This is a genomic window from Alkalihalobacillus sp. FSL W8-0930 (genome assembly GCA_037965595.1).
GTDB lineage: Bacteria > Bacillota > Bacilli > Bacillales > Bacillaceae_D > Alkalicoccobacillus.
The window spans coordinates 342,775-367,412 of sequence record CP150183.1; the positions used below are offsets into that span (position 1 = coordinate 342,775).

General features: G+C 41.9%; 27 protein-coding genes. 21 read left to right on the plus strand and 6 right to left on the minus strand.

What is annotated here, in order from left to right; genetic code table 11:
* Nucleotides 1-68 precede the first annotated feature (68 nt).
* The 8 genes from NSQ54_01920 to NSQ54_01955 all read left to right on the plus strand — a co-directional run bounded on the left by NSQ54_01920 (nucleotide 69) and on the right by NSQ54_01955 (nucleotide 7,293).
* Nucleotides 69-944 (plus strand): sugar ABC transporter permease, encoded by an 876-nt coding sequence (locus NSQ54_01920; protein WYP26894.1) that lies wholly within the window; start codon nucleotides 69-71, stop codon nucleotides 942-944.
* 95 nt (nucleotides 945-1,039) lie between these two features.
* A complete protein-coding gene (locus tag NSQ54_01925) occupies nucleotides 1,040-1,861 on the plus strand; it encodes a carbohydrate ABC transporter permease (protein WYP28479.1) in 822 nt (273 codons plus the stop codon).
* Between the two features lie 15 nt (nucleotides 1,862-1,876).
* Nucleotides 1,877-2,302 carry a hypothetical protein gene (locus NSQ54_01930; GenBank protein WYP26895.1) on the plus strand — a complete coding sequence of 142 codons (426 nt, stop codon included), beginning with the start codon at nucleotides 1,877-1,879 and terminating at the stop codon, nucleotides 2,300-2,302.
* A 22-nt stretch (nucleotides 2,303-2,324) separates the two neighbouring features.
* Complete coding sequence (locus NSQ54_01935) at nucleotides 2,325-3,290, plus strand: family 43 glycosylhydrolase (GenBank protein WYP26896.1); 966 nt, start codon at nucleotides 2,325-2,327, stop codon at nucleotides 3,288-3,290.
* A gap of 18 nt (nucleotides 3,291-3,308) precedes the next feature.
* Nucleotides 3,309-4,790 carry an alpha-N-arabinofuranosidase gene (locus NSQ54_01940; GenBank protein WYP26897.1) on the plus strand — a complete coding sequence of 494 codons (1,482 nt, stop codon included), beginning with the start codon at nucleotides 3,309-3,311 and terminating at the stop codon, nucleotides 4,788-4,790.
* Between the two features lie 308 nt (nucleotides 4,791-5,098).
* Nucleotides 5,099-5,662 (plus strand): GNAT family protein, encoded by a 564-nt coding sequence (locus tag NSQ54_01945; protein WYP26898.1) that lies wholly within the window; start codon nucleotides 5,099-5,101, stop codon nucleotides 5,660-5,662.
* Nucleotides 5,655-6,119 carry a DinB family protein gene (locus tag NSQ54_01950; protein ID WYP26899.1) on the plus strand — a complete coding sequence of 155 codons (465 nt, stop codon included), beginning with the start codon at nucleotides 5,655-5,657 and terminating at the stop codon, nucleotides 6,117-6,119. Before NSQ54_01945 ends, NSQ54_01950 begins: the two co-directional genes overlap by 8 nt.
* Nucleotides 6,120-6,225: 106 nt before the next feature.
* A complete protein-coding gene (locus NSQ54_01955; protein ID WYP26900.1) occupies nucleotides 6,226-7,293 on the plus strand; it encodes a M42 family metallopeptidase in 1,068 nt (355 codons plus the stop codon).
* Nucleotides 7,294-7,384: 91 nt separating this feature from the next.
* Here NSQ54_01955 and NSQ54_01960 read toward each other — a convergent pair whose 3' ends face one another.
* Nucleotides 7,385-7,813 (minus strand): MarR family winged helix-turn-helix transcriptional regulator, encoded by a 429-nt coding sequence (locus NSQ54_01960; protein ID WYP26901.1) that lies wholly within the window; start codon nucleotides 7,811-7,813, stop codon nucleotides 7,385-7,387.
* 115 nt (nucleotides 7,814-7,928) lie between these two features.
* Here NSQ54_01960 and NSQ54_01965 point away from each other — a divergent pair, with 115 nt between their 5' ends.
* Nucleotides 7,929-8,516, plus strand: coding sequence for an NAD(P)H-dependent oxidoreductase (locus NSQ54_01965; GenBank protein WYP26902.1), 588 nt, complete (start codon nucleotides 7,929-7,931; stop codon nucleotides 8,514-8,516).
* A 114-nt stretch (nucleotides 8,517-8,630) separates the two neighbouring features.
* Here the strand turns inward: NSQ54_01965 and NSQ54_01970 are convergent, their stop codons facing one another.
* Nucleotides 8,631-8,888: a hypothetical protein gene (locus tag NSQ54_01970; GenBank protein ID WYP26903.1), complete on the minus strand. Its 258-nt coding sequence runs from the start codon at nucleotides 8,886-8,888 to the stop codon at nucleotides 8,631-8,633.
* A 97-nt stretch (nucleotides 8,889-8,985) separates the two neighbouring features.
* On the opposite strand from NSQ54_01970, the gene NSQ54_01975 reads away from it, so the two are divergent.
* On the plus strand, nucleotides 8,986-10,158 hold the full coding sequence (locus tag NSQ54_01975) for a hypothetical protein (GenBank protein WYP26904.1): 1,173 nt from the start codon (nucleotides 8,986-8,988) through the stop codon (nucleotides 10,156-10,158).
* A 45-nt stretch (nucleotides 10,159-10,203) separates the two neighbouring features.
* Here the strand turns inward: NSQ54_01975 and NSQ54_01980 are convergent, their stop codons facing one another.
* Nucleotides 10,204-10,824 (minus strand): alpha/beta fold hydrolase, encoded by a 621-nt coding sequence (locus NSQ54_01980; GenBank protein ID WYP26905.1) that lies wholly within the window; start codon nucleotides 10,822-10,824, stop codon nucleotides 10,204-10,206.
* A gap of 223 nt (nucleotides 10,825-11,047) precedes the next feature.
* Here NSQ54_01980 and NSQ54_01985 point away from each other — a divergent pair, with 223 nt between their 5' ends.
* The 3 genes from NSQ54_01985 to NSQ54_01995 all read left to right on the plus strand — a co-directional run bounded on the left by NSQ54_01985 (nucleotide 11,048) and on the right by NSQ54_01995 (nucleotide 14,742).
* The gene (locus NSQ54_01985) at nucleotides 11,048-13,450 is read left to right on the plus strand and encodes a right-handed parallel beta-helix repeat-containing protein (GenBank protein WYP26906.1); all 2,403 of its coding nucleotides are present in this window, start codon (nucleotides 11,048-11,050) and stop codon (nucleotides 13,448-13,450) included.
* A gap of 294 nt (nucleotides 13,451-13,744) precedes the next feature.
* On the plus strand, nucleotides 13,745-14,338 hold the full coding sequence (locus NSQ54_01990; protein WYP26907.1) for a tetratricopeptide repeat protein: 594 nt from the start codon (nucleotides 13,745-13,747) through the stop codon (nucleotides 14,336-14,338).
* 53 nt (nucleotides 14,339-14,391) lie between these two features.
* On the plus strand, nucleotides 14,392-14,742 hold the full coding sequence (locus NSQ54_01995; GenBank protein WYP26908.1) for a VOC family protein: 351 nt from the start codon (nucleotides 14,392-14,394) through the stop codon (nucleotides 14,740-14,742).
* Between the two features lie 339 nt (nucleotides 14,743-15,081).
* Here the strand turns inward: NSQ54_01995 and NSQ54_02000 are convergent, their stop codons facing one another.
* A complete protein-coding gene (locus NSQ54_02000; GenBank protein ID WYP26909.1) occupies nucleotides 15,082-15,717 on the minus strand; it encodes a YpmS family protein in 636 nt (211 codons plus the stop codon).
* Between the two features lie 4 nt (nucleotides 15,718-15,721).
* Entirely contained in the window at nucleotides 15,722-16,630 is a 909-nt protein-coding gene (locus NSQ54_02005) for an SGNH/GDSL hydrolase family protein (GenBank protein ID WYP26910.1), read from the minus strand.
* A 232-nt stretch (nucleotides 16,631-16,862) separates the two neighbouring features.
* Between NSQ54_02005 and NSQ54_02010 the strand changes: the two genes are divergently transcribed.
* The 4 genes from NSQ54_02010 (at nucleotide 16,863) to NSQ54_02025 (ending at nucleotide 18,950) form a co-directional block, all read left to right on the plus strand.
* A complete protein-coding gene (locus NSQ54_02010) occupies nucleotides 16,863-17,849 on the plus strand; it encodes an aldo/keto reductase (GenBank protein WYP26911.1) in 987 nt (328 codons plus the stop codon).
* Nucleotides 17,850-17,952: 103 nt separating this feature from the next.
* Nucleotides 17,953-18,147: a hypothetical protein gene (locus NSQ54_02015; protein WYP26912.1), complete on the plus strand. Its 195-nt coding sequence runs from the start codon at nucleotides 17,953-17,955 to the stop codon at nucleotides 18,145-18,147.
* Nucleotides 18,148-18,188: 41 nt separating this feature from the next.
* The gene (locus NSQ54_02020; GenBank protein ID WYP26913.1) at nucleotides 18,189-18,623 is read left to right on the plus strand and encodes a hypothetical protein; all 435 of its coding nucleotides are present in this window, start codon (nucleotides 18,189-18,191) and stop codon (nucleotides 18,621-18,623) included.
* Nucleotides 18,624-18,629: 6 nt separating this feature from the next.
* Nucleotides 18,630-18,950, plus strand: coding sequence for a kanamycin nucleotidyltransferase C-terminal domain-containing protein (locus NSQ54_02025; GenBank protein WYP26914.1), 321 nt, complete (start codon nucleotides 18,630-18,632; stop codon nucleotides 18,948-18,950).
* A gap of 198 nt (nucleotides 18,951-19,148) precedes the next feature.
* Here NSQ54_02025 and NSQ54_02030 read toward each other — a convergent pair whose 3' ends face one another.
* Complete coding sequence (locus tag NSQ54_02030; protein ID WYP26915.1) at nucleotides 19,149-19,619, minus strand: FixH family protein; 471 nt, start codon at nucleotides 19,617-19,619, stop codon at nucleotides 19,149-19,151.
* A gap of 213 nt (nucleotides 19,620-19,832) precedes the next feature.
* Between NSQ54_02030 and NSQ54_02035 the strand changes: the two genes are divergently transcribed.
* The 4 genes from NSQ54_02035 (at nucleotide 19,833) to NSQ54_02050 (ending at nucleotide 24,627) form a co-directional block, all read left to right on the plus strand.
* The gene (locus tag NSQ54_02035; protein ID WYP26916.1) at nucleotides 19,833-20,846 is read left to right on the plus strand and encodes a S66 peptidase family protein; all 1,014 of its coding nucleotides are present in this window, start codon (nucleotides 19,833-19,835) and stop codon (nucleotides 20,844-20,846) included.
* A 122-nt stretch (nucleotides 20,847-20,968) separates the two neighbouring features.
* On the plus strand, nucleotides 20,969-21,688 hold the full coding sequence (locus NSQ54_02040) for an ABC transporter ATP-binding protein (protein ID WYP26917.1): 720 nt from the start codon (nucleotides 20,969-20,971) through the stop codon (nucleotides 21,686-21,688).
* Nucleotides 21,657-24,113 carry an FtsX-like permease family protein gene (locus NSQ54_02045; protein WYP26918.1) on the plus strand — a complete coding sequence of 819 codons (2,457 nt, stop codon included), beginning with the start codon at nucleotides 21,657-21,659 and terminating at the stop codon, nucleotides 24,111-24,113. Before NSQ54_02040 ends, NSQ54_02045 begins: the two co-directional genes overlap by 32 nt.
* 7 nt (nucleotides 24,114-24,120) lie before the next feature.
* A complete protein-coding gene (locus NSQ54_02050) occupies nucleotides 24,121-24,627 on the plus strand; it encodes a PadR family transcriptional regulator (GenBank protein WYP26919.1) in 507 nt (168 codons plus the stop codon).
* Nucleotides 24,628-24,638 lie beyond the last annotated feature (11 nt).

Below are 24,638 nucleotides of genomic sequence, written 5' to 3' on the forward strand. Positions count from 1 at the left end.
GGGCGGTGCTAGAGAGAAATTATCCTCTTCCTGTCCCAGCTTTCCAATGAAGGGAGTGTGTAAATCAGATGAAAAAAGTGAACCTGGGTCCTATTCTTTTTGTTGGTCCACATATTGTATTGTTCCTTGTCTTTATTCTTTTGCCGACCATCTTTGGAATCTATGCATCATTTACAAAATGGAATATGATCAGTGATCCTGTATGGGTAGGCTTAGACAACTATCGAACGATTTTGTTTAACTCAGATTCAACCTTCTATCAACAATTTTATAACGGAATGAAAAACACATTCATTTTTGTGTTAATTACAGTTCCACTCATGATCATCATTCCACTATTAATAGCAGTTGCTTTAGAGCAGAAGGACGTAAAGTTTAAAAATATGTTTCAAACCTTACTATACATTCCTGGTTTGATCTCCATTTCAGCTGCGTCACTGATCTGGTCATTAATCTTTAATAAGCAGCTTGGTGTAGCGAATAATCTCTTTGGGTCTGACGTAGTCTGGTCAGCAACTCAACCATACGCTTGGATTACAATCATTGCTATTACAATCTGGGCAGGAATTGGTGGAAATATGATCATTTACCGTGCTTCCATTAATGGGGTTTCACCTGATTTGTATGAGTCAGCTGAAATTGATGGTGCCGGTTCATTCCGCAAATTCATTAATGTTACATTACCTTCCATTCGCTTTCCATTAATTTTTACCTTAGTTATGACAACAGCCGGTTCCTTTAATGTGTTTGCTCAGCCTTTAATGATGACGAGCGGAGGACCACAGCAAAGTACAACAGTTCTGATGATGTACATTCGCGATCTGGCATTTAGTCATGGTCAATCCATTGCAGGTGTAGCTTCGGCAATGGCTGTCATGCTTGGTCTTGTTATTCTTGTGATCTCTGCTATTCAATATTACCTGATGAACCGTAATGCGGTGTAGAAGTCAAATTGTAAAGGAGGGTCAACGTGGCAAAGCCAACGGTCGCTCAATCAAAACCCATTAAACTTAATAAAAGTAAGCGTTTTAGTCCATCTATGTATTTAGCCTATACGTTCTTAATCCTAGTCAGTGCCATTTGGTTAGTACCTGTTTTATTTGGAATTACTACCTCATTTCGATCACAAACGGAAGTGGTAAACGAAGGATTTCGACTGTTACCCGTTAACTGGATTGTCGATAACTATGTCGCGATTTTGGAGAATACATCGAGTGCCCCAATCCTTCAGTGGATTTGGAACTCTATCTTTATCTCAACTACACACACCTTACTTGTCATTGTAGTCGTCTCAATAACTGGATATGGTTACACCCGTATGAAATTTAAAGGAAGAGACGCTCTCTTTTTCACGTTACTTGCCATTTCGTTTTTTCCGAATGTCGTGAATCTTATTCCTTCCTACAAAATCATTGATACATTGGGCTGGGTTAACACGCCTTGGGCTATGATTGTTCCTGGTTTAGCTGGAATGGGGAATATCTTCTTAGTCAGACAGTTCATGAAAGGAATACCTAAGGAACTAGACGAATCTGCACGCGTTGACGGTGCAAGTGATTTCGTCATCTTTTTCCGAATCATCCTTCCCTTGATTAAACCAGTACTTATTGTATGCGGACTATTTTCATTTGTGGGGTCTTGGAATGATTTCCTTTGGCCGGTCATCGTGTATACAGATGTACAGAAAATGCCGGTTACAGCAGGTCTATTGCTCCTTCAAGATGTGTACGGAAACTACCGAATGATTGGTCAATTAATGGGATCAGCCATACTCGCTATTATACCGACACTTCTCCTGTTCTTATTTGCACAGAAGTACTTTGTGCAAGCGATTAAACTGAATGCAGGAATTAAAGGATAAAAGGGTGAATGAAAGATGATAACGATCAAACGAGGAATTGAACGAAAGTTACTCATCATTGCTGCAATTTGGAATGCATGTACGGCTATGCTAACAATCTTCAGCTACTACAACTGGTTTGACCGCGAAGGAGCCGCCCGACTCGAGAGCCAGGAACTCAGTACTGCGATTGCAGGCTCTCAAATGGTGAACAATGTTCTACAGGTGATCATGTTATACGGTATTTTCGTCCTGATCGGTGCCATCATTACTTTTGTTGTAGCCGTCAAAATCAAGGACCACACCATCCAAAAAGGAGCAGTAATTTGGATGGCGATCTGGGGAGCGGTCCTGCTAGCATCCATGGACATGATTGGATTTTTGCTTGTGCTAATCGCATTCGTGACATATCTAGCTAAAAATAAAGCCATCAAGCTTACCAAAGAAGAGATGGCACACTAACCCAAACATAGGAGTGGATCACATGACAACAAATACAACGTACAAGAACCCGGTAGTAGAACAGAGAGCTGACCCGTGGGTGTACAAACATGAAGACGGCTACTACTATATGACAGCGTCGGTTCCTGAATATGATCGTATTGAGGTAAGGCGCTCGAAAACGATTAATGGATTAAGTGATGCAGAACCAAAAGTGGTTTGGGAAAAATATGAGACTGGACCGTTAAGTGCAAACATTTGGGCTCCAGAAATTCATCCGATCAACGGGAAATGGTATATCTATTTTGCGGCAGCCAGAACGACTGAAACAAATGAGGGCTTATTTGATCACCGTATGTTTGTGTTAGAAAATGAGTCTCCAAACCCGCTAGAGGGCAAATGGATTGAAAAGGGGCAAATCAAAACAAAATGGGAGTCCTTTGCACTTGATGCGACCTACTTTAGTCACAATGGAACCTCTTATCTCGTCTGGCCTCAAAAGGATCCAGACATTGAGGGGAACTCAAACCTATATATCGCTGAGCTTGAAAACCCGTGGACTCTTAAAGGAGAACAGGTGATGATTGCTACACCTGAATATGATTGGGAGCGGATTGGATTTTTGGTAAATGAAGGTCCGGCCATCATTAAACGAAATGGAAAAATCTTTCTCGCGTACTCTGCAAGTGCGACCAACCACTACTACTGCATGGGATTAATGTATGCAGATGAACAAAGTGACTTGCTTGATGCATCCTCTTGGCATAAGCTACCTGAGCCTGTGCTTACAACCGATGATGAAAACAGCCAATTTGGTCCCGGTCATAACAGCTTTACGGTTTCAGAAGATGGAGCTGAAGATGTACTAATCTATCATGCTCGTAATTATAAAGAGATTACAGGAGACCCCTTATATGACCCGAATCGTCATACACGAGCACAAACATTTAGTTGGAATGAAGATGGATTTCCAGAGTTCGGACGCCCAGTACCTGATGCAAAGAAATAAAAGAGATGAGGGATAATGATGAGTCAGAAAGTAATTATTAATAGTGATATTCAAAAAGGAACCATTAACAAAAACATATACGGACATTTTGCCGAACATTTAGGTCGCTGCATCTATGAAGGATTCTGGGTAGGTGAAGACTCAGAAATCAATCATACAAATGGAATCAGGAACGATGTGGTAGCTGCATTAAAAAAGCTGAACATCCCTGTCCTACGTTGGCCGGGAGGGTGCTTTGCCGATGAATACCATTGGAAAGATGGCGTAGGCCCCCGCGAAAATCGTAAGAGAATGGTCAATACTCATTGGGGCGGGGTTGTTGAGAACAACCACTTTGGTACCCATGAATTTATGATGCTATGTGAGATGCTAGAAACAGAGCCTTACATTTGCGGAAATGTTGGAAGTGGCACTGTTCAGGAAATGTCTGAATGGGTAGAGTACATGACCTTTGACGGTGAATCACCAATGGCCAACTGGAGAAAAGAGAACGGTCGCGACAAGGCATGGCCGCTCACTTACTTTGGTGTAGGCAACGAGAACTGGGGCTGCGGCGGGAACATGCGTCCTGAATTTTATGCAGATCTGTACAGACAATTTCAGACCTATGTACGGAACTACGGAGACAATAAAATCTACAAAATCGCCGGTGGAGCGAATGTCGATGACTACAATTGGACAGAAGTCTTAATGCGTGAAGCTGGGTGGTTGATGGACGGATTGAGCCTTCACTACTACACCATTCCAGGCGACTTCTTTAAAGGAAAAGGGTCAGCCCTTGATTCACGAGAAAGCGAATGGTACATCACGATGAAAAAGGCACTACATATGGACGAGTTAATTACGAAACACTCGCTCATTATGGATAAATACGATCCAGACAAACGCGTCGGAATGATTGTAGATGAGTGGGGCACATGGTTTGACGTAGAGCCAGGCACCAACCCAGGATTCTTATACCAACAAAATACTATTCGTGACGCACTAGTTGCAGGGCTGCATTTTCATATTTTCCAAAAACATAACGAACGAGTGCAAATGGCGAACATCGCTCAAACCGTGAACGTGCTTCAAGCGATGATCCTAACAGAAGGGGATAAAATGATTCTCACCCCAACCTATCACGTGTTCGAAATGTTTAAAGTACATCAGGATGCAACCAAACTAGACGTCGATGTGGAAAGTAACCCATACGAATGGCAAGGCGAGAACATCCCGGCTGTCAGTGTCCAAGCCTCAACAAAAGACGATCAGATCCACATCAGCTTCTGCCATGTAGATCACAAGAATCCAACCACTGTGCAGATTGATGTGCGTGGATATGAAGACAAATTAGATCAAATCACAGGACGAATTCTAAGTGCTGAAGAGACAAATGCTCATAACACGTTTGAAAGCCCAGAGCAGGTAAAACCAGTCGCTTACGAAGACTTTACAGTGAACGGCACACAAATTGAACTGCGTCTGCCGCCAATGGCTGTTGGGGTGCTGACGATTTAATTCGATGAAGTGAGCGGGAGCTGAAGTGCGCGGGAATGAAGGAAAGGTGCGCGAGATGAGGCTGGAGTGCGCGGGAATGAAGGTGAGGTGCCCGAGTTAGGGCCGGAATGCGCGGGAATGAAGGTGTGATGCACGAGTAGTGGCCGGAGTGCGCATAACGTAATTCAAACATCAGCAAAATATCAAAAAACCACCCAAGCCGGGTGGTTTTTTGTATTAGAGATTGATCTTATTCTATTAGATCTTCATAAAGGAATTAAAAAAATTTAAGAGAATATATGGTAAAAGGCAATAAAGGAGTGAAATTCTTGAAACAAACCTATTTTCAGTTACCTACTTTAGAAACGGAAAGACTCATCCTAAGAAAGGTCACTAAAAATGACGTTCAGGATATGTTTGCATACTGTTCAATTCCAGAGGTAGCAACGTATGTCCCATGGGAAACGCATCAAACGGTTGCTGACAGTGAGCAGTTTATTCAATTTATTTTAAGTCAATATGAGGGTGGCAAGCTCGCACCTTGGGCGATTGAGTATAAGGAAACGGGCAAGATGATTGGAACGTTTGATTTTGTTACTTGGTTTCCACAGCATGCTCGCGCTGAGATCGGGTTTGTATTATCTAAAGATTATTGGGGCAATGGGATCACAGTAGAGGCAGCTAAGAAAGTCATACAATACGGATATAATGAGATGAATTTGAACATCATCAAAGCACCTTGCATAAAAGAAAACACTCAATCCAGACAGGTCTTAGAGAAGCTCGGTATGCATTTAGATGGTGTCTTACGTGATGAATATATGATTAAAGGTCAATTTCGAGATATGGCCGTATATTCATTAAGAAACGATGAGGTGAAGTCTTATGAATAAAACAATCAAACAGTTTGAGGAATTAATTGATCAATGTAAAACGTATAAAGCACTAGACGAAAAAGTATTAACCACTCCTATTAACGAAGGTGGCTGGTCCATTAGAGAGATTATAGGACACTTATACGGATGGGATAAATACAATCTCATGTATATGGTGCCGAATATGAGACATGGAGTTGATCTACCGGCATTTCCGACTCATGATGATCAGAATGAGAGTGTTATTAATAGGCTTCAGGATCATTCTGTTTACGAAGTGATTGATCTCTTTTTAAAAAATAGAAAGGAATTGATTCAGATGATTTCGAGTGTTAATCCAGAAGACCGGTTTACAATCGGAGGAAAAAAGCGAGCGTTTTCTGCTGAGAGCTTTTTAAAGATTTTTGTGAAACATGACGTGCACCATGACAAACAGATGAAGCAATACTTGGCTAATCAAACGCATTCAACTTAAGCAATTCCACTTATAACGTACACAACTACTATTTTCAGACTACTTTATTTCGCATTCCTAACTAAAACGGTATACTTATCACAAGCAAACTAGAGGAGGACACATCATGAAGAAATTACTTGAAGAATTAACGGGCTTACATGGTCCATGTGGAAATGAACAGCCGGTTAGTAAATGGATTAAAGAACGTGTGACATCACTTGTGGATCATGTGCGGGTTGATGCGTTAGGAAATGTGTTTGCGACAAAAAAGGGGAGTAAGCCGGGTCCACATCTAATTGTGACTGCGCATATGGATGAGGTTGGGTTCATTGCGAAAAAGATTGAGGAGAATGGATTAATTCGCTTCGAGAAGCTTGGCGGGAACGATGATCGCCTCTTGTTAACACAAAAGGTTCAGTTGCGCACAAAAAAAGGGATGCTCACGGGAGTAATCGGGAGTATTTCTGCCCATTATGCAAAGTTTGATGATGCTAGCAAAGTGCGGAATCATCGAAATCTATACATAGATATTGGCGCAAAAAGTAAGGAGCACGCGGTTGAACTAGGCGTCGAGATTGGTACACCTATAACATGGAAACCGAATATGGAGTACTTGGGTGATGAATCGACAGGTCGCTTTGTAGGTAAAGGGTTTGATGATCGTGCGGGCTGCGCTGTAATCATTACGATGCTAGAAGAGCTTGGAAATACTGCGTTTTCCGGTTCAATTACAGCGATATTTACAGTTCAAGAAGAGGTCGGCTTACGCGGTGCACAAGTGGCGGCTCGCCAAGTAGAGGCAGATGTTGCAATTGCAATCGACACGACTGCAGTGAGTGATACACCTGAGGAAACAATGGACCAGTCCCTTACACTAGGTGGAGGAACTGGCATCAAGGTGCTTGATTTCAGTCTAATCTCTCATCCAGCTGTCCGCGATCAACTTGTTCAGTTGGCTGAAGAGCAGAATATTTCGCATCAAAAAGAGGTATTCCCCGGTATTGGTACAGACGGAGGAGCGATGAGTCTCGCCAATCATGGAATTCCAACAGGAGTCCTATCGATTCCATCACGTTATGCGCATTCTCCAGTTGAAGTTATCGATATGGGAGATTTGCAAGCAACAAAGGATTTGGTTAAAGCCTTTGTGCTGTCACTTGAAGAGGGGACAAGCTTTCCGTTTTTTGAGTGAAATAATTGATGAATAAGTTGTTCTTAATCAGAAAAAGATCTCTGTCATCTAAAAGACGACAGAGATCTTTTTTCTATTCTTTATCATTTAACTATTTTAATAACTTCTCATTGAGAGTCTGCATTGCCTGTTCAATTTCTTCTAAATCCACTTTTGAAAGGTGCTCCAGTCGATTACTAAAACGAGATTCAATCGTTGCAAATGCCTCATTCATCATATTTTCTCCTGCGTTTGATAATTGGATGAATTGTTTTCGGTGGTCCTCGGCATCGCTCCATTTGTGAAGGAGATTCTTTTCACTTAATTTAGTTAGCTCACGACTCGTATTAGACTTAGACATATTCAAACAATCGCTAATTTCACTCGGACTTATTGGTTGGCTTACAGTAATCAATTCTAGAATGTTATACTGCCCTTGAGTAATAGAACTGGGCTTAGCATCTTTTGTTAGCTCGTGTTTCACCTGATGAATAGACGTTATAAATTCGATCATCTTTTTGAAGAGTATTTCTCTACTCATTTCTTCACCTCTTAATGAAAGATACCAAAATAGTTATCAAAAAACAATTATCAATTGATAACTAAAAGAAGAGATGGTACTATTTAGTTATCAAATGATAACTAAGGAGCAAGAAATGAATCTACTTGTTATTTATACATATCCAAACCATCAGAGTCTAAATGGTGCGTTTTTACAGAGTGTCATTGAAGGCAGTAAGAAAAATTCTCTTATCACAAAACTGAAGATTTTAGATTTATATAAAGAGGAGTTTGATCCTGTCTTAGTATTTAACGAGCATAAACGAAGACGAGATATGCATAAGGACCCTGCGCTAGATAAGTATCGAGAACAGTTGCTGTGGGCAGATAAACTTGTTTTTGTTTATCCAATATGGTGGGGGCGACCTCCAGCTATGCTTTTGGGGTACATTGATCAATTATTTGCTTCTAATTTCGCTTATAAAGACAAGAAAGGTCTTTTTCCTGAAGGATTATTAAAAGGAAAAAACGTAGTGTGTATCTCTACAATGAAGGGGCCCACTCACTATCCCTTCCTATGGTTAAATAACGCTCACAAAACTCTAATGAAAAGAGCTTTATTCCAATTCGTAGGGATAAGGAAAGTGAAGTTCTTTGAATTTGGTTTTATGGAAGGCTCAAACGGAAGGCAAAAAAAGAAATTAAAAAAAATAGAACAATATTTTGAAAAAATTAAGTATTAATAACTCAAGAAAATAAACTTTTCAGTTATTCATAATCCTAACTATTAAGAAAAGCTACAAAAGTAGCCCTCAATTCTACTAAAAACGAGGACTTCACTGTACCTTAATCTCTTTTCAATTCAAATTACTAAAATACTCAACATAAAAATAAATAAATCGATAAAAAGAATACGCATTCAAAATGATTGAGATGTATAGCATTTTTTTATCACCCTCATATTTCTTAATACAAACGAGAGCGTAAATAATGGCTGGAAGGCCGAACAGACCCCAAGTTACGCTGCCCAAACTGAACAGGAATAGGATAATTGCCAAATATAAGCTGAACTGATTTGCCTTCTTTAAAGGGTCTACTGTTTGAGTTTCACTCATCCTATCACCTCACCTCATTTTGACGTTTCCTATTCACTGCCCTTTTCCCTAATAATGTAAACGCCTATATAATTAATAAAAAGGAGAGGTTATCCTTATGCAGACAGATCTTAACAAACTAGTAGAGGGCATCACATTTCAAACGTTATCTAGGTTTTGGCCGGGCTTCTCTGTGCATGCTTTCACCATTTACGATGAGCATGATGCCTATCTCTTTCATCATCCTCTACACAAAAGGAATGGAACTCATGTGAAAAGGGATGATCAATTCAATGGCTGTACTGTTATTCTTTTTGATGAGCATCCTACTGCCATTGTCGATGTGAGGCTTTATCCGAATGAGAAAAATCTTATGGCGATTCTTGTTCATGAACTTTTCCATGTTCATCAGCATGCTAATGCGGAAAATCGTTTTCCAAATGAAATGATAGGTATGTCGTACCCACTCTCTATTAAAAATATTGAGCTTCGTACAAGGGAACGCGTGGAATTAGATAAGGCACTAAAAGCAAAAGACACTGCTCTTACAGAATGGCATTGTAAAAATTTTATAGAACTACGACTTACGCGTATGAATGATATGGAGGAATACGTGCGCTATGAGAACTTAGTAGAAGCAATCGAGGGGCCAGCTTGGTATGTTGAATCCAAGGCATTGAGTTATTGGGATTCTGGTGGAACAACGACATTCTCATCACCTTTAACAAATGCAAAAGTAGCGACACAAGAAATAAGGAGAAGCTGTTACCACTCAGGGATGGCCATGTGTCTGCTTTTAGATGAGTTAAATCCAGATTGGAAAAAAGATCATTTTCAGTCTGGCAAAACGATGTTTGATCAATTAATGGATTGCTTTGCTGGAACCTCTTTTAATAAGGATAGAGAAGAGCAAATAACACAACAATCAAAAGAGCTTTTTGTATTAACTCAACAGTTGAAACTAGGTGAGTTCAATGCGTTTGAGTTACAACAAGGGATTCATGTGTACATAAGTGGCGAGGTAACTATTAAAGAGTTCGACCCAATGAATGTCATTTGTTTAGGGCAAGAGCGATTGTATAAAACATTTATAAACGTATCTCTGAACGGAAGGAAATGTAGTATTCATCAACCTGTTCTTGTTGAATTACACAAAGATCAGAAAAGAGTTAATGTGCTTCACCTTGTTGTAGAAAGTGCCCGTCAAACGAATGAAAATGAGTATGAACTTAAAGGAATTGGTGTTATGAAGGGACATTTTAAGAAGCAGGGTTTTTTCATTTATGTATAAACAAAAGCAAGGTGACGACACGCCGCCTTGCTTTTTCCTATTAATCTAGTTATCCAAGGCCTCTACAATCAAGTTCTGAACTCTACTATTTGATAACAATCCAATATGACTGACTCCTGTTACGTGAATGTTATTAGCTCCTGTAATACGAGAGAGACTGTTGGAAACGATAAAATCAGAGCTACTATAGATCGATGTAAAGTCTACTCCTGCTGGTACAGAGCCTGCTCCTAAGCGGTTTGCTCCTCCTAAAGTGATTACTTTATCAACCTGGTCCACACCACCTAGTTGAGTGAGATAACGGAGCGTATTAGATCCTCCCATACTATGAGCAATAATGTTGACCTCGTTTGCATCATAGTTTCTTAATACATCGGTGATAAATTCTTGTAGCTGTCTGGAGTTTCGAAGGTTGTTTCCGGAGCGATCTGCGAAATCAATCGCATGTAAGTCTGCGCGGTCATATCCAACACTTCGTAATTTCCGTTCAATACTTGCAAAGTTATAGCCAGCCCCACCTATCCCATGAACCAACACAACCGGTTTTGTAAAATCAATTGCGGTTGTTTCTACCTCATCTTGTGCATGTGTAACAAGTGGCGTCCCCCATGATAGAGCGACAACAAGCATAGCAATCAGTGATAAACGAATACCTTTCATCAACATCAAATTCCTCCTTATGAATCTATGATTTAAATTTACTCTATCATCACGTATTTTCCATTTCTATAGTTGGAGAGTTATCCCAATATTTACAGATCAATATAGTGGAAGGATTAGACGAACTTTAGACTTATTAAAAATTACACCTAAAATCAGATTGACCAAATTAAATAAAGCGCTTACAATTTAATGTGTAATACATATAAACATACTGGGAGTTGATGTGATGAAAGGTGTGTCGAGGATCGTTTTGTCATTTCTAGTCTTTATCTTAATGTTTAGTCATGCAGGGGTTAAAGCAGGGAACGCTGCGGTTGTTGATCCAGAGGATTTAGTGTGGGAAAATATTACGTTTGGACAATCAACCGACCTTAATTTTGCAGCCAATACATTACCAGAAAAAGTTGGAGTAAACTATGCCGATCCTGAGAACCCTGGAACAATTGAGGGCGACATATTTATGGAGAGTCGTGGAGGGAAGTTAGCTCCTGGCCACGATGGACTTACTTTTTATTATACAACCTTAGATGCGCGGGATACGAATTTTGTATTAGAAGCGGACCTTACATTTCACCAACTAGGGCCTGAGACAGGTGCAACTCCAAGTGGCCAAGAGGGCGGCGGAATCATGGTTCGTGATGTGAACGGAAGCCCTCGCCAGGATCCTATGATTGATGGATACGAGGAAGTTCCAGCAGCTTCAAATTATGCGGCAGTCGGACTGATGCGTGGAGGAATTAGTGCCCTTGCACGAAAAGGTGTTGTAGAGCCTTGGGGGAATCCAGGTAGCACTTGGACAAATCAAGTCATCAAGGGTGTGCCGAATCTTCCAATGGATACGCCGGTTCGGTTAAAGCTCGAGCGAACGGATACAGATTTTATCATGACAGCGACATTCACTCACTTGGATGGGTCGCCTTCCTTTGAACAAAAGATACCGGGAGCTGACCTTGTTCAGCAAATGGATGAATCGAATATGCAGCTTGGCTTCTATGCCTCTCGTAATGCAGCTTTGACCGTTAGTAATGCAGAGCTTTCATTAAGTGAGGCAAATACCGTGCCATCACCTGAAGTACCTGTAAAAGAACCAGATGTAGCCTTTCACGTAGTATCACCTCAAGAATCTGGTTCAGATACGTATGAATTAAAATCAATGGCGAACTACGACGGGATTGTAACGATTCAAAAAGATGGAGAAGAGGTTGTGAAAGACGCAGCCGTTTCAGCAAATAAAGCCTATTCGTTTGAAACAAAGCTGCAGAATGAAAAGACAAACTTTACATTAGACTATACACCAACCGATGCTCCAACGGAACAAACCATCACCCAAGAGATCAACGTCACGAAACGAGTATTTAAAGGTGGACAAGGACTGTTCGTTTCACCAGATGGATCAAAGGATGCGAGTGGAAAAAAGAATGATCCGTTAGATCTGGAAACTGCCATCAAATACGTGAAGCCTGGCGAATCGATCTTCATGCGCGAAGGAACATACAAAAAAGCGATCAACATCGCAAAACCGTATAGTGGAAAGGAAGGAAAGTTGAAGTCGCTTGTGCCGTATAAAGGCGAGACGGTAGTGTTTGATGGAGAGAACAGAGCTGGTAATCTAATTAGCTTAAATGCTGATTATTGGCATATTGCAGGATTTGAACTAACAAAAGCTACTGGAAATGGCATGAGAGTAAACGGAAGCCACAATCTAATAGAATTAATGACATTTAGCTTTAATCAAAGTACAGGATTCCAAATCTCCGGAAGTGGAACGGATCCAGAGAAATGGCCACAACATAACTATATTCTTAACAGCGTAGCTCATGACAATCGAGATGCATCTGATATTAATGCAGATGGGTTTGCTGCAAAGCTTGGAGTAGGAGAAGGAAACGTTTTCCAAGGGAATATTGCACACAACAACATTGATGATGGCTGGGATCTATATAATCGTACGAATGAGGGTGCGAATAAACCAATTACAATGGATGGAAACATCTCCTATTCAAATGGAAAATTGAGTGATGGGTATAACGAGGACGGCACTTCAGGAAGCGGTTTTAAAGTAGGTGGAGAAGGTCTTCCTGTGGCTCATATCGTGAAGAACAATCTAGCATTTGATAACAACATGGATGGCTTCACTGATAACTTTAACCCAGGGATGATCATGATGAAGAACAATACCTCCATTGATAACAAACGCTATAACTATATCTTCCGTATCAATCCTTATTTCGAGCCTGAGGAACAGGGCATATTTACAAACAACTTGTCTATCTTTACAGATCCAGAGAATGCTCGAGCTGACTTTGTCTCAGGAAACGTAGACAAAACAAACTTCTTCTTTGATGGTGAGAAAACCGTGAACTCAGAAGGCATCGTCATTGATGAGACCCATTTCAAAAGCTTAACTGTTCCAGAGCTTTACGAAAGAGATAAAAACGGAAACCTCATCTGGGGAGACTTTACGAAACTTTCAGACAGGAGTTCTCTCATTAAAGCAGGTGAAGGAGGCAGCTACGTTGGCGCAATTCCACCAACCAAGATCTCTAAAAACCCTTCGCCACCTAATCGACCAGTCACTCCACCCGGACCACCTGTCACCCCACCAGGATTAAAGGATAAAGGAAAATAAGAACGAGAGCAGTGCCTTAGGAGGCGCTGCTTTTTTAGATGGGGAGTGAGATGAGCGGGAGTGAGGGTGAGGTGCGCGAGTGAGGAGGAAAGTGCGCGGGAATGAGGGCGAGGTGCGCGAGCGGAGAGGAAAGTGCGTGAGAATGATGGTGGGGTGCGCGAGTGAGGGAGAAAGTGCGCGGGAATGAAGGAGAGGTGCGCGAGTGGAGAGGAAAGTGCGCGGGAATGAGGGAGAGGTGGGAGGAAATGAGAGGTGAAGAGTAGAAGGAGTATCAGACTTAGGAGGAATGTTAACGTGGATGATGGATATAAGTTGTACCAACAGCTACAAAACGAAGTGACCGGACTGCAGTCATTTATCTCGTTTGATAGGAATCACTATTTGCGGGAGTTTTGCTCTAAACCTGAGAGATTAATGGATGTCATTCAGATTGGTGAAGACTGCCTGAGGCATTTACATTCAGATGATCGGTCGGACCGTCTGCAAGATCTCATTTATGGCATTTTGGGGAACCTTTATAGAATGAATAATCAACCGGTTAAGGCGATAGAGTATCTAGAGCGGTGTGTAATGAAAGCCGTACATATAAAGGATTTGAAAAGAGAAGCAATTAGCTCCATTCGATTGGCAGAGGCACTAAAATATGCAGAACGTCATCATGATTCCCTTGGAAAATTATCGCGCGCAGAAGAGATCTGTCGGGCACATTCGTTTGAGAGCATCTTAGATTTTGTTCTGCAGCATAAAGGAAAATGCTTTGCGGAGATGGGGAGGATGGATGAAGCAAGTGCTAGCTTGGACGAAGCTCTGGAGATCCGTATCAGGAAGAAGGATCCGTCATTAATCGAGTCAACCAAGCTGGCGCGTGAATGCTTGTTAGGAGTGTAGTTGGGTACCAAAGGCTACGGTTTAAAAGGGAGAGTGAAGAGGAGGAAATCAATGTGATAAATGGATTAACGATTCAACTGAAGGTGTCTAGCTATGAGGAAGGATTAAACTGGTACAAAATGCTTCTGAACCGGGAGCCGGATTTTGTTCCCCATGAACATTTTGCTGAGTGGGAATTGGTCAAGGGAGCATGGCTACAAATCGCTAAAGGCGAGCCTGCTAAACAAGGTGGACCGCTTCGATTGGGAGTGCATGATATCTATGAAGAACGAGGACGGTTGATGCGAGAGTTGGATATTGAGATCGAAGAAGTGCAGACACGTGAAGGAGTTCCAGCAGCCTGGTGTACATTTGAAGATCCATTTGGGAACAGGATCGGGTTGTATCAGGAATTGGGGGAGTAGATCTGTGTGAGTGAAGGGGCGTGGTGCAGGTCCCGCTGCTCAAAAATAGGGGAAATGTGCAAAAAGCCGGCCTCACTGCTCAAAAATAGAGGAAATGCGCAAAAAACAGGCCACGCTGCTCAAAAATAGAAGAAATGCGCAAAAAACAGGTCCCACTGCTCAAAAAAAGAGAAAATGCGCAAAACCGAAACCTCCTCGCTCAAAAACAGAAGAAATGCGCAAAACCAAGGCCCTTTCCCACTCACAAACAGAAAAATCCACAAAACCCTCCCCGCGCCCAACAAAAAAAAGCCCGCTCCCCCAACTCACAGCTAGGGGAACGCGCCACTCAATCATATTCTACTCTATCGGCTCTGCTGATTCGATACCTAACGTACGGTACGGCACGATGATTTTAAATGCGAGGTCATCTTCTTCTAGATTAATCCGCTCGACCTCGACTTGGAAGTTGCTACGGATATCCATATCGGTGACGGCTACGTAGATTTCCTCTTCCTCTGGATTAACGGTAACCCATGGCGGCATTGGGAGGTAACGGTCTAGGTACTCCATGATTTTTTGATTAGGGAGTTCGAGTAATCCTAAGGAAATGGATTCTTGTCTTAGGATCAAATCTCCGTTGTCTTGCACAACTGGCTCAAAGCGGACGGATAGTGGGAGCGTTGTTGAGAAAACGGGTAGCTCTCCAATTAGATGAATATCTTCGTCAATTTCCAGTCGGTAGTTATGATCGGTTCCTTCTAAAAACTGGTCAATGTACGCGTTGGACAGATCGTTTATGTTTTGTTTGGTTGTTTGCACGATGAATTCGGAGCTTCGTCCTGGGTCATTGCTGTCGTCATACATATAATTGACGCTTGAGATCGGCCAGAAGATAAAGGTACAAATGGTTGCGATCACGGCAATATTTAGGATTAGTAGCCCAACAAACCACCTTTTCCAATTTGTCGGTTTTTTATGTTCTTTTGTTTTCATAGACTCATCCTTCGTCTTCACTTAAATAATCGAGCACACGTTGTGCCATGAGTTTATAGCCGGCGTCATTTGGATGGAAGCGATCCTCGGCTAGTAGATCTGTTTCCGTATCTTCAAATATATCTTCCGTTGGGACAAAGAAAATCTCGTCATTTTCCTCCGCGTATTCTTCTGTTTCGTTGTTCCAGTCTGTAAGAATTTCGCCAAGTTCCTCGACATCTCCAAAGTACTGCAGATACGGGTTATAGATGCCTAGCAGATAGATATCTGCATTTGGATTCAACTCAAAAATGGTGTCTGTAATTTCGGTAAGACGTTCGGCATATAGTTCGCGCTCTATATCAAAAGGTTCCAATTTTAAATCGGTCACATTTTCTCGTAACACTTTCATAATGTCGTTTGCACCGATGGTCACAAGGACAATATCGGATTGTTGAATGGATTCTTCTACTTCAGGCAGGCTTAATCGTTCAAGCATTTGGCCAGAACGGTTCCCTCTTTTTCCAAAATTGTTGACCGTAACAAGCTGTTCTGATTGATTGATGGACCGATCAAGAATGCCGACGTATCCACCTTCTTCATTCACAGCGCCGACTCCTTGCGTTAACGAATCGCCAATCGCTGTAATCTTTGTTTCCCTATTTGAAAAGAATTGAATCGTATTTTGTGCAGCTTTTACAATGAAATCAGAGAACGGAGAGGGTTGAGATTCTTCTTCCTCGGTTGCTTCCTCTTCCGCGGGTTCCTCTAATTCCTCGGGAGGCTCCTCTACTGAATCAGGCTCAGTTGTTTCTTCATTATCTACAATGGTTACTTCTTGAAAGGATGGTTTTGTCTGAGTGGACTGGTGAATATAAAAGCCTATACCAATGGCAATCAGCAAGCTAATAAATAGTATCAATGGTTTTTTCATTTTTTATCACACCTAGGTCGAGGGTTATGGGTTATAAAGTTCCTAATAATCTATTGTATATGAGAGTGTAGCAGACAATCAATGATTTCAAAGATTGATAATCTTGGAAGAGATTAGAGGGTTTATTCCATTCCTATTCTTACTAAGGGAGAAATATCCTACTTCTCGGAGGTTTAAACCTTTAGATGAACGGTAAAAGACGATTATGAATGATTGAGGAGGAGACAGACAGATGAATCAGAACAATGAACTACTTACTCATAAAATAGGACTTGGCACAGCGCCACTTGGTAATATGTTTCGTGAAGTACCCGAGGAAGAAGCCAAAGCAACGATTGAAGCAGCCTGGGATGCGGGAATTCGTTACTATGACACAGCTCCCTTTTATGGTGCAGGTTTAGCGGAGCTTCGCTTAGGAAACTTCCTTTCTAAACGCAATCGAGATGATTTTGTGTTAAGTACAAAGGTTGGTCGAGTGATTGAAGATGAGACAGAAGAAAAAGAAGGACTTTTCGCAAATGGTCGAACCAATAAGGTAACTACAGACTATTCAGCAGAAGCCACTCATGCCTCCATTGATCAAAGCCTGCAAAGACTGCAAACCAATCGTATTGATTTTGTGTTTGTACACGATCTATCGCCTGACTATCACGGGGATGAGTGGATCGCTAAGTTTGAAGAAGCACGAACGGGAGCCTTCCGTGTTCTTGACGACTTAAAAGAACAAGGTGTGATCAAAGGATGGGGACTTGGCGTAAACACAACGATCCCAATCGAGCTTGCGTTGCAACTGGAAGAAGTGCATCCAACCATTAGCTTACAAGCCACTCAATACACACTTCTTGACCACGAAGACACCTTGCGCCGAATGATGCCTGAGGTTGAACAATCAAACGCGAGCATTGTTGTAGGTGCACCGTATAGCTCGGGAGCCCTGCTTGGCGGGGATAACTATAACTACGGCGATATCCCGCAAGACGTTCAAACGAAAATTAACAGCCTAAAAGAGGTGGCAGAATCTCATGGTGTCAGCTTAAAAGCCGCCGCCCTGCAGTTTTCATTAGCGCATCCAGCCGTTGCAGCAGTTATACCAGGCTCAACAAGACCAGATCGCATCGAGGAAGATCTCAATGCCTTGCAAGAAAAAATTCCAGAAGCATTCTGGCAGGAATTAATTGAAAAACAACTCATTTCAGCGGTGGCGCCGTTGCCGTTGTAATGGAAAAAGACATCTAGCGTACATGCTGGATGTCTTTTTTAGATTAAGTTCCAAATATCGGGGTAAATGGTATACAACAAACAAAACAGGAGGTGCATTGCTTATGGGATCAATCATACGCCAGGCATTAGTCGCTACCCTTGTGGTCGCCTCAATTACAGGTTTGTTTAGCTTCATCATCAGAGGTTATCTTGAATGGATGGATGTGATCAACTCCGCAATTGGTACATTTATTATCTGGGCTATCTTCTTTCCACTTGTGAATAAGTATTGGGGAAGGGGCGAGGCGGAGGGATAATCTAGTATACTTTAAAGATCTCAATTAATAAGGAGCCGCCCATGCACCCTCATCCAAAACAGACCACTCTCAACCAAAAATTAGAGCTCGCCGAATTACTTAAAACCAAGCTACTGGAAACATATAATGACCAGATCATAGCCATTGGTCTCTATGGATCCCTTGGGTTAGGAACGTCTGGACCTTACTCGGATATAGAACTGCATGTCATCACATTAGATGAGGTTAAGATCCCTCAACATGAATTTGTTTATGACGCGTTTAAGGTCGAGATTAGCTCAAGGGAGGAGAGTGCGGCGATTAGACGCGCTTCGGAGATAAGTGATGCGTGGCCGATAAAAGCGGGTTCGAGTATACATGTTCGCCCACTCTATGATCCAAATGACTTCTTTAGGAGGTTAAAAAAGCTCCCCTTAGAGATTCCTGATGAACATTTTCGTGAGGCGATGCGTGAATTTATGATATGGGAGCCTTAAGAAACAATGGGGAAGCTGAGAAACGCCATGCATACGAAAAATATCTCTTATATTCCAAGAGGTGCAATTGACTTTGCGTGGCAGACAGCAAAATTGATAGGCTTGGCTAATAAGCGGTATTACACCACTAGAGCCAGAACCTATGAGGAATCGCTTCAGTTTGATTCAAAACCGGTTGGATATGTAGAATTGGTCCAGTTAGTCATGCAGGGAAGGCTGGATGATCCAGAAGAAGTGTATAGGCGATGTGAGATTCTTTGGGAAGGTATAAATACATGGTTTGAGCACTTAGGCATCGAATACCGCACTACAAAGCTTCCGTGGTAACCCATTTACTAAGAACAAAAGCTCAAACACCAAGACCGAACTGACTAACACCAAGAAATACCCCATTTCTACCAAGCGAAAATACCCCCTCCACCAAGAAGGAACATCAAATAGCAAGAAGCACCTAAGTCGTGCCAAGAACTCTCATTCATTTACCAAGTACCGGGGCCCCTCTAACAAAGAGAGGTCCTCCCAAAATCAATGATGCTTACTCTCACCCTGCTGCTCAGAAGCGACACCGCCGGCTTCGTTAAAGGCGTTAATCTCATCTTCTGAAACATCCCCAACAAAGATCGGTTGAATCGGCATGGAGTGCATGTCACGCGCGCTCACGTGGGCTTGCACGAGGAAAATGCCGTCCTCTGAAAAGGTATAATCAATTTGATAGAGTCCGTCTGATTGTAGCTTCGCCTCTTCTAAAAACCCATTCTCTCGGTCCTCACTTTCCCAGATTTCAATGACCACGTCACGTGCATCATCAACGGGTTCATCTCCTTGCGAGACGTGTACGGGGATGGCGAGCTTTTCGTTTGGACTGGAGGTTTCGGGTATGTCAATGTCGACCTCTATGACATCTGGGATAATGGCTTCCATGTTTTGCTCACTATTTGTGCAAGCGCTTAGAAAAAAAGCGGTAATAAGTAAGATGCTGTATGTCATACGTTTCATCATAAACATTCCTTACATTTTAGAATTAAGAGGGGAATCATTTTAAGCATAATAAAGAATGAAGCTCCTGTCATCTTACAAATGAGAAAATCCAGTATATGAATTTCCTTCCATCATGATAAACTAAAAGAATAGATTTTACGTATAGTATAAGAGGTAGTTGTTAAATTTCAGTGAAGTTTAGTAGATTTGAACAAGATTGGGGAGGATGACATGATTACATATCCACTTATGAAAAAAGCGGCGACCATTGGGGTGACGGCTCCTTCCTCAGGTGTTGACCCTGATCTCCATCATATTGTAAAAGAAGCGGTGAAGCGTCTAGAGGAAAAGGGATATTCTTTTCAAATTGGTGAAACAACATGGACGCAGCATAAGGCAAAGGCTGCCCCTGCACAAGCACGTGCGGAGGAACTAAATCAGATGATGACAAATGATGAGGTAGAAGTCATCATTCCTCCTTGGGGTGGAGAGCTTCTTATTGAAATTCTTGAGCATCTTGACTTTGAATCGATGAAAACGAAATGGATTTTAGGCTACTCTGACGTAAGCTTGCTGTTACTTACGATTACGCTTCAAACAGGAATTGCAACGGCTCACGGAACAAATCTTGTTGATCTAAGAGGAGAAGCGTGTGATCCGACAACCGCCATGTGGGAGAAGGTCCTGTCTACTGAATCGGGTGGAGAAGTGGTTCAATATTCGTCTGAGAATTATCAAAAGGAATGGGATCATGCAAATCCAAGCCCACATGTGTTTCATCTAACCGAACAAACGGAGTGGAAAACAACAACAGGTGAGCGAGTCGAGATCGAAGGCCGGTTGCTTGGAGGATGCGTTGATGTGATCCATCACCTTGTTGGTACGCCTTACGGGGATGTTGCGACTTTTAGAAGACGATTCATTGAGGAAGAACCCGTTGTTTGGTACTTCGAGAATTGCGAAATGACAACAACCGATTTAAAAAGGTCGCTCATTCAAATGAAGCTTGCTGGTTGGTTTGAAGAGTGTGCAGGCATCTTGTTCGGTAGAAGTGCGGCAAATACGCCAGTTGAGGGGTATACGGCAGAGGACGTCTATCGGGATCTGGCTGAAGAACTTGGCATTCCAATCGTATATGACATCGACTGTGGACATGTGCCTCCTCAGCTTACGCTCATAAATGGTGCGTATGCGAGAGTTGAGACGGAGAACGGACAGGGGAAAATAACGCAGTGGTTTAAATAAATCAATGAACGCCTCATATTTATATATACTTTGTATATATAAATATGAGGTTTTTTACTATTTAAAGATTGATTTACTATATACTTAGTATATAATTAAATCGAGATTGAGGAGGGATTAACATGATTCAAATGAAAGGTCTGACAAAGACATTTAAACAGGGTCAAGAGCAAACAACGGTATTAAAGGGGATTGATTTAACGATTAAAGAAGGAGAATTCGTAGCCATTATGGGACCAAGTGGCTCAGGAAAAAGCACACTCCTTCAGTTAGTAGGTGGACTTGATCTACCGACTTCCGGGGATATCCAGATAAGTAATGAACAACTACATAAGATGAACGAAAAAGAGCGAACAGTTTATCGAAGAAAACATTTGGGATTTGTCTTTCAAAACTATCAACTGCTTCCTACATTAACAGTAAAGGAAAATATCGCGTTTCCTATTCATGCAGATCGGAAAGTGAAAAAACAGGATGAAGAGCGCGTAAACCAGCTCATTCAAGCGGTTGGTCTTGCGAGATACGGTAATAAAAAAGCGAATGTACTCAGTGGAGGTCAGCAACAACGGGTCGCTGTAGCGCGGGCTTTAGCGAATCAACCTTCTGTGTTACTTGCTGATGAGCCTACAGGGAACCTAGACCGAGAAAAGGCTGAAGAGATTCTTCATTTGTTAGCAGGTTTTCATCGTAAAGAAGGGCAAACCATTGTGATGGTGACCCATGATATCTTTGCAGCGGGCTTTGCAGATCGAATCATTCTGTTCAAAGATGGCCTGATTGATCAGGAGATTCGAAGAGAGGATGAACAGTATGCTGAGTACTTGGCTCATTTCATGGCGTAATCTCACTTCTCAAAAAAAGAAAGTCTTTATCACATGGCTCGCGATGATGCTAGGTGTGGCATTTCTGACAGCGATGCTTGTTGCGGATCGAACAACAAAGGATGTATTCACCTACTATGAAGAAATGTATGTTGGGAATGCGGACTATTGGATTTTAAGTGATAATCATACGTATTCAGTTGACGCAGTCGGTGATTTGGAAGCGTATCCAGAAGTCGCTCATACGTTAACTGCTTTAGATAAACAGGATTATTTGATCTTAGATGAATCCCGCTCCCAAAACGAACGCTCTGTGAGGATCACCGGAGTGAGCGACCAGACTAGTCCTTTATTAACGATGCCGGTAGTCGAGGGGAGCCTAGATAATGAAGGCGTTGTGGTCCCGGAAAGTGTAGCTGAGCTATTAGAAAAAAGAGTGGGAGAAACCTTGACCTTTGAAGGGATGGGAGAGTTACCAATATCGGCTATTGTTGAGTATACACAGCTTCTTTCAAGTCCAGAGTCTTGGGATGCGGCTGAGTCCAGTAGTTTTCGAGTGATGGCTCCTCTGGACATTGTTCAAAAGCAGTTTGGTCTTGAAGAAGAAGTATCCTACGTCAGAATTGAGACAACGAACCAAGCAGATGGTGCGGCTTGGTATCAGGAGATGGAAGAGAATTTGTCTGGCAGCCAGGCCTACGTTCAACCGGTTGTTGCGGATGATCGCCAGAGTAACGATATTGAAGGATTGTATACGTTCTTCTATTTAATTGCCGCATTAGCGATTTTCATTAGTGGCTTTATTATTTTTAATATGATCTACACAAGTGTGATGGAGCGTAAAAAAGAATTTGCTATCATGAAGAGTTTGGGCTATGAACAATGGTCGGTCTCAAAAATCGTTATGAATGAGCTGTTTCTTTTATCAATAATAAGTGTTTTGGTAGGTGTGCCGTTCGGTGTCTTCCTAGGAGATTTGTTTATGCAAGCGATACTTGGCGTGTTTGCATTTGATATGGTCTATGAGCTCAATTGGCTTTGGCCGGTTATCATTGCAGCAATGATCGGGATAATCTTTCCTGCTTTATTTTCTGTTTTCCCTATCTATTTGGCAGGGAAGACATCGATCCTTCTTACGTTAAAAGGAGGGGACCAGACGGAGCCGGAAAGTCACATAAAAAGATGGCTTCGGCCGATGGTAGGGATCGTGTTAATAGGTCTGGTGTTTATTGATTATCCTCTTACTTACCTAAGTGTAATCATAGGAATTGTTCTGCTCTTTCCAGTCCTTATTCGTGGAATTCATTTTGTTGCGGGTCCTTTTCTACGTACGTATTCAAGCAAGTTGGCAAAGAAGAATCTGATGCAACAGCTTGGGCGTAACGCAAACACAGCAAGCATTCTCGCTATTGGAGTGGCTGTCATTCTACTATTAGCTGCCGCAGTCAATTCAGCTCCGGATCAATACGAAAAAGACATTCGAGCTACATTCGGTGGCGATCTGCGGGTATCCTCTGAGTCATTTTGGTCTGAGGAACAAATCCAGCAGATAAGGGACCTTGATTCAGTTAATCATGTAGAACCACTAAAGGAAGCGACACCCATTACTTGGTTAACGAGTGAGGGTGATGAGAGACAGTTCTCGGTGATGGGTGTGAATGAAAAACAAGCTCCTCTTTTTCATGATCAATCCGAAAAAATAAAAAAGTTAATGGAGGGTATGTCCGTTGTATTAGGTGAGAGAGCTTTTCAGGAGTGGGGTGGTGAGATTGGCGATTCTATTCTGATGAGAACAGTTTATGGAGAGCAAGAATTTATCGTAGTGGATATGGTACAAACCTCGCATTACTCGGGGTATGTAGCGTTTATGCTTGATACAGGGCTGCTTCATGATTTTGGATGGGTTGGTGCACAGAATTTGATGGTGACTATCGAGGATGGGAGTGCCATTGAAATACGTGATCAAATTTGGGAGATGGATGAAGGTCATATCTCAAAAATTGAAACGGTTGATGACCAGATTCAATCCACGACATTAGCGATCACCGGGATGAGTGATTTGATGCTGATTTTAATGATTACAATCATTGCACTAGCAAGTGTAGGAACCGCCAATACTCTGTTGATGAATGCATTAGAGAGAGCTAAAGAGATAACCACCATGAGAGCGATTGGCTTTACGACTCAACAGGTGTCGAGCATGTTGATCATCGAAGGAATCTTAGTCGGTGTTTCTGGAATAGCAGGTGGAATTGTATTCGGTGTCCTTCTCATCTATTTCATGAGTCAGTCAGCTTGGATGGACGGCTTTATGACATTTCAACTCCCTTTTGATACGATCATATTGACTATTGTAGCAGGTATTCTTTTGAGTCTGCTTGCTGCGTGGTATGCTAGTCGAAGTGCGACGAAGCTAGATATTCAATCGTCAATAAGAGAAGGTTGAGGCAACTATGTCAGTAAAATTTGGAATCCTAACATTACTTAGTTTAAAAAAACATCACGGTTATGAGCTTAAAATAGAAGTAGACTCACTACTTGGGTTAAAAGGGAAGATAAACCCAGGGCAGATTTACACGACATTGGATCGATTAATGAGAGATGAGCTGGTTTCATCGCCGGAAATCGATGATCAAGAAAGGAAGCTTTTTACGATTGAAGGTAAAGGGGAGCAAGAGCTTAAACATTGGCTATTAGAACCAGTTACGTATCAATCCACAAAGGATGACTTCTTCTTTAAATGGAGCTGTGCGAGAAAGATCGATTTTTCTCAAGAGGATCAAATGCTTACTCAACAAAAAACGCTCATTGTTAAAGAAGTAATGGAGCTAACAAAACAGAAGACGGAGCTCCTTTTTTCTGGAGAGGAGCGCAAATATTTATTAGTAACGGGAGCTTTGCTTCATTTAGAAGCGGACCTTAATTGGTTAAATCAAGTGATGAACCGTATGAAAAAATGATAAGGAGAGCA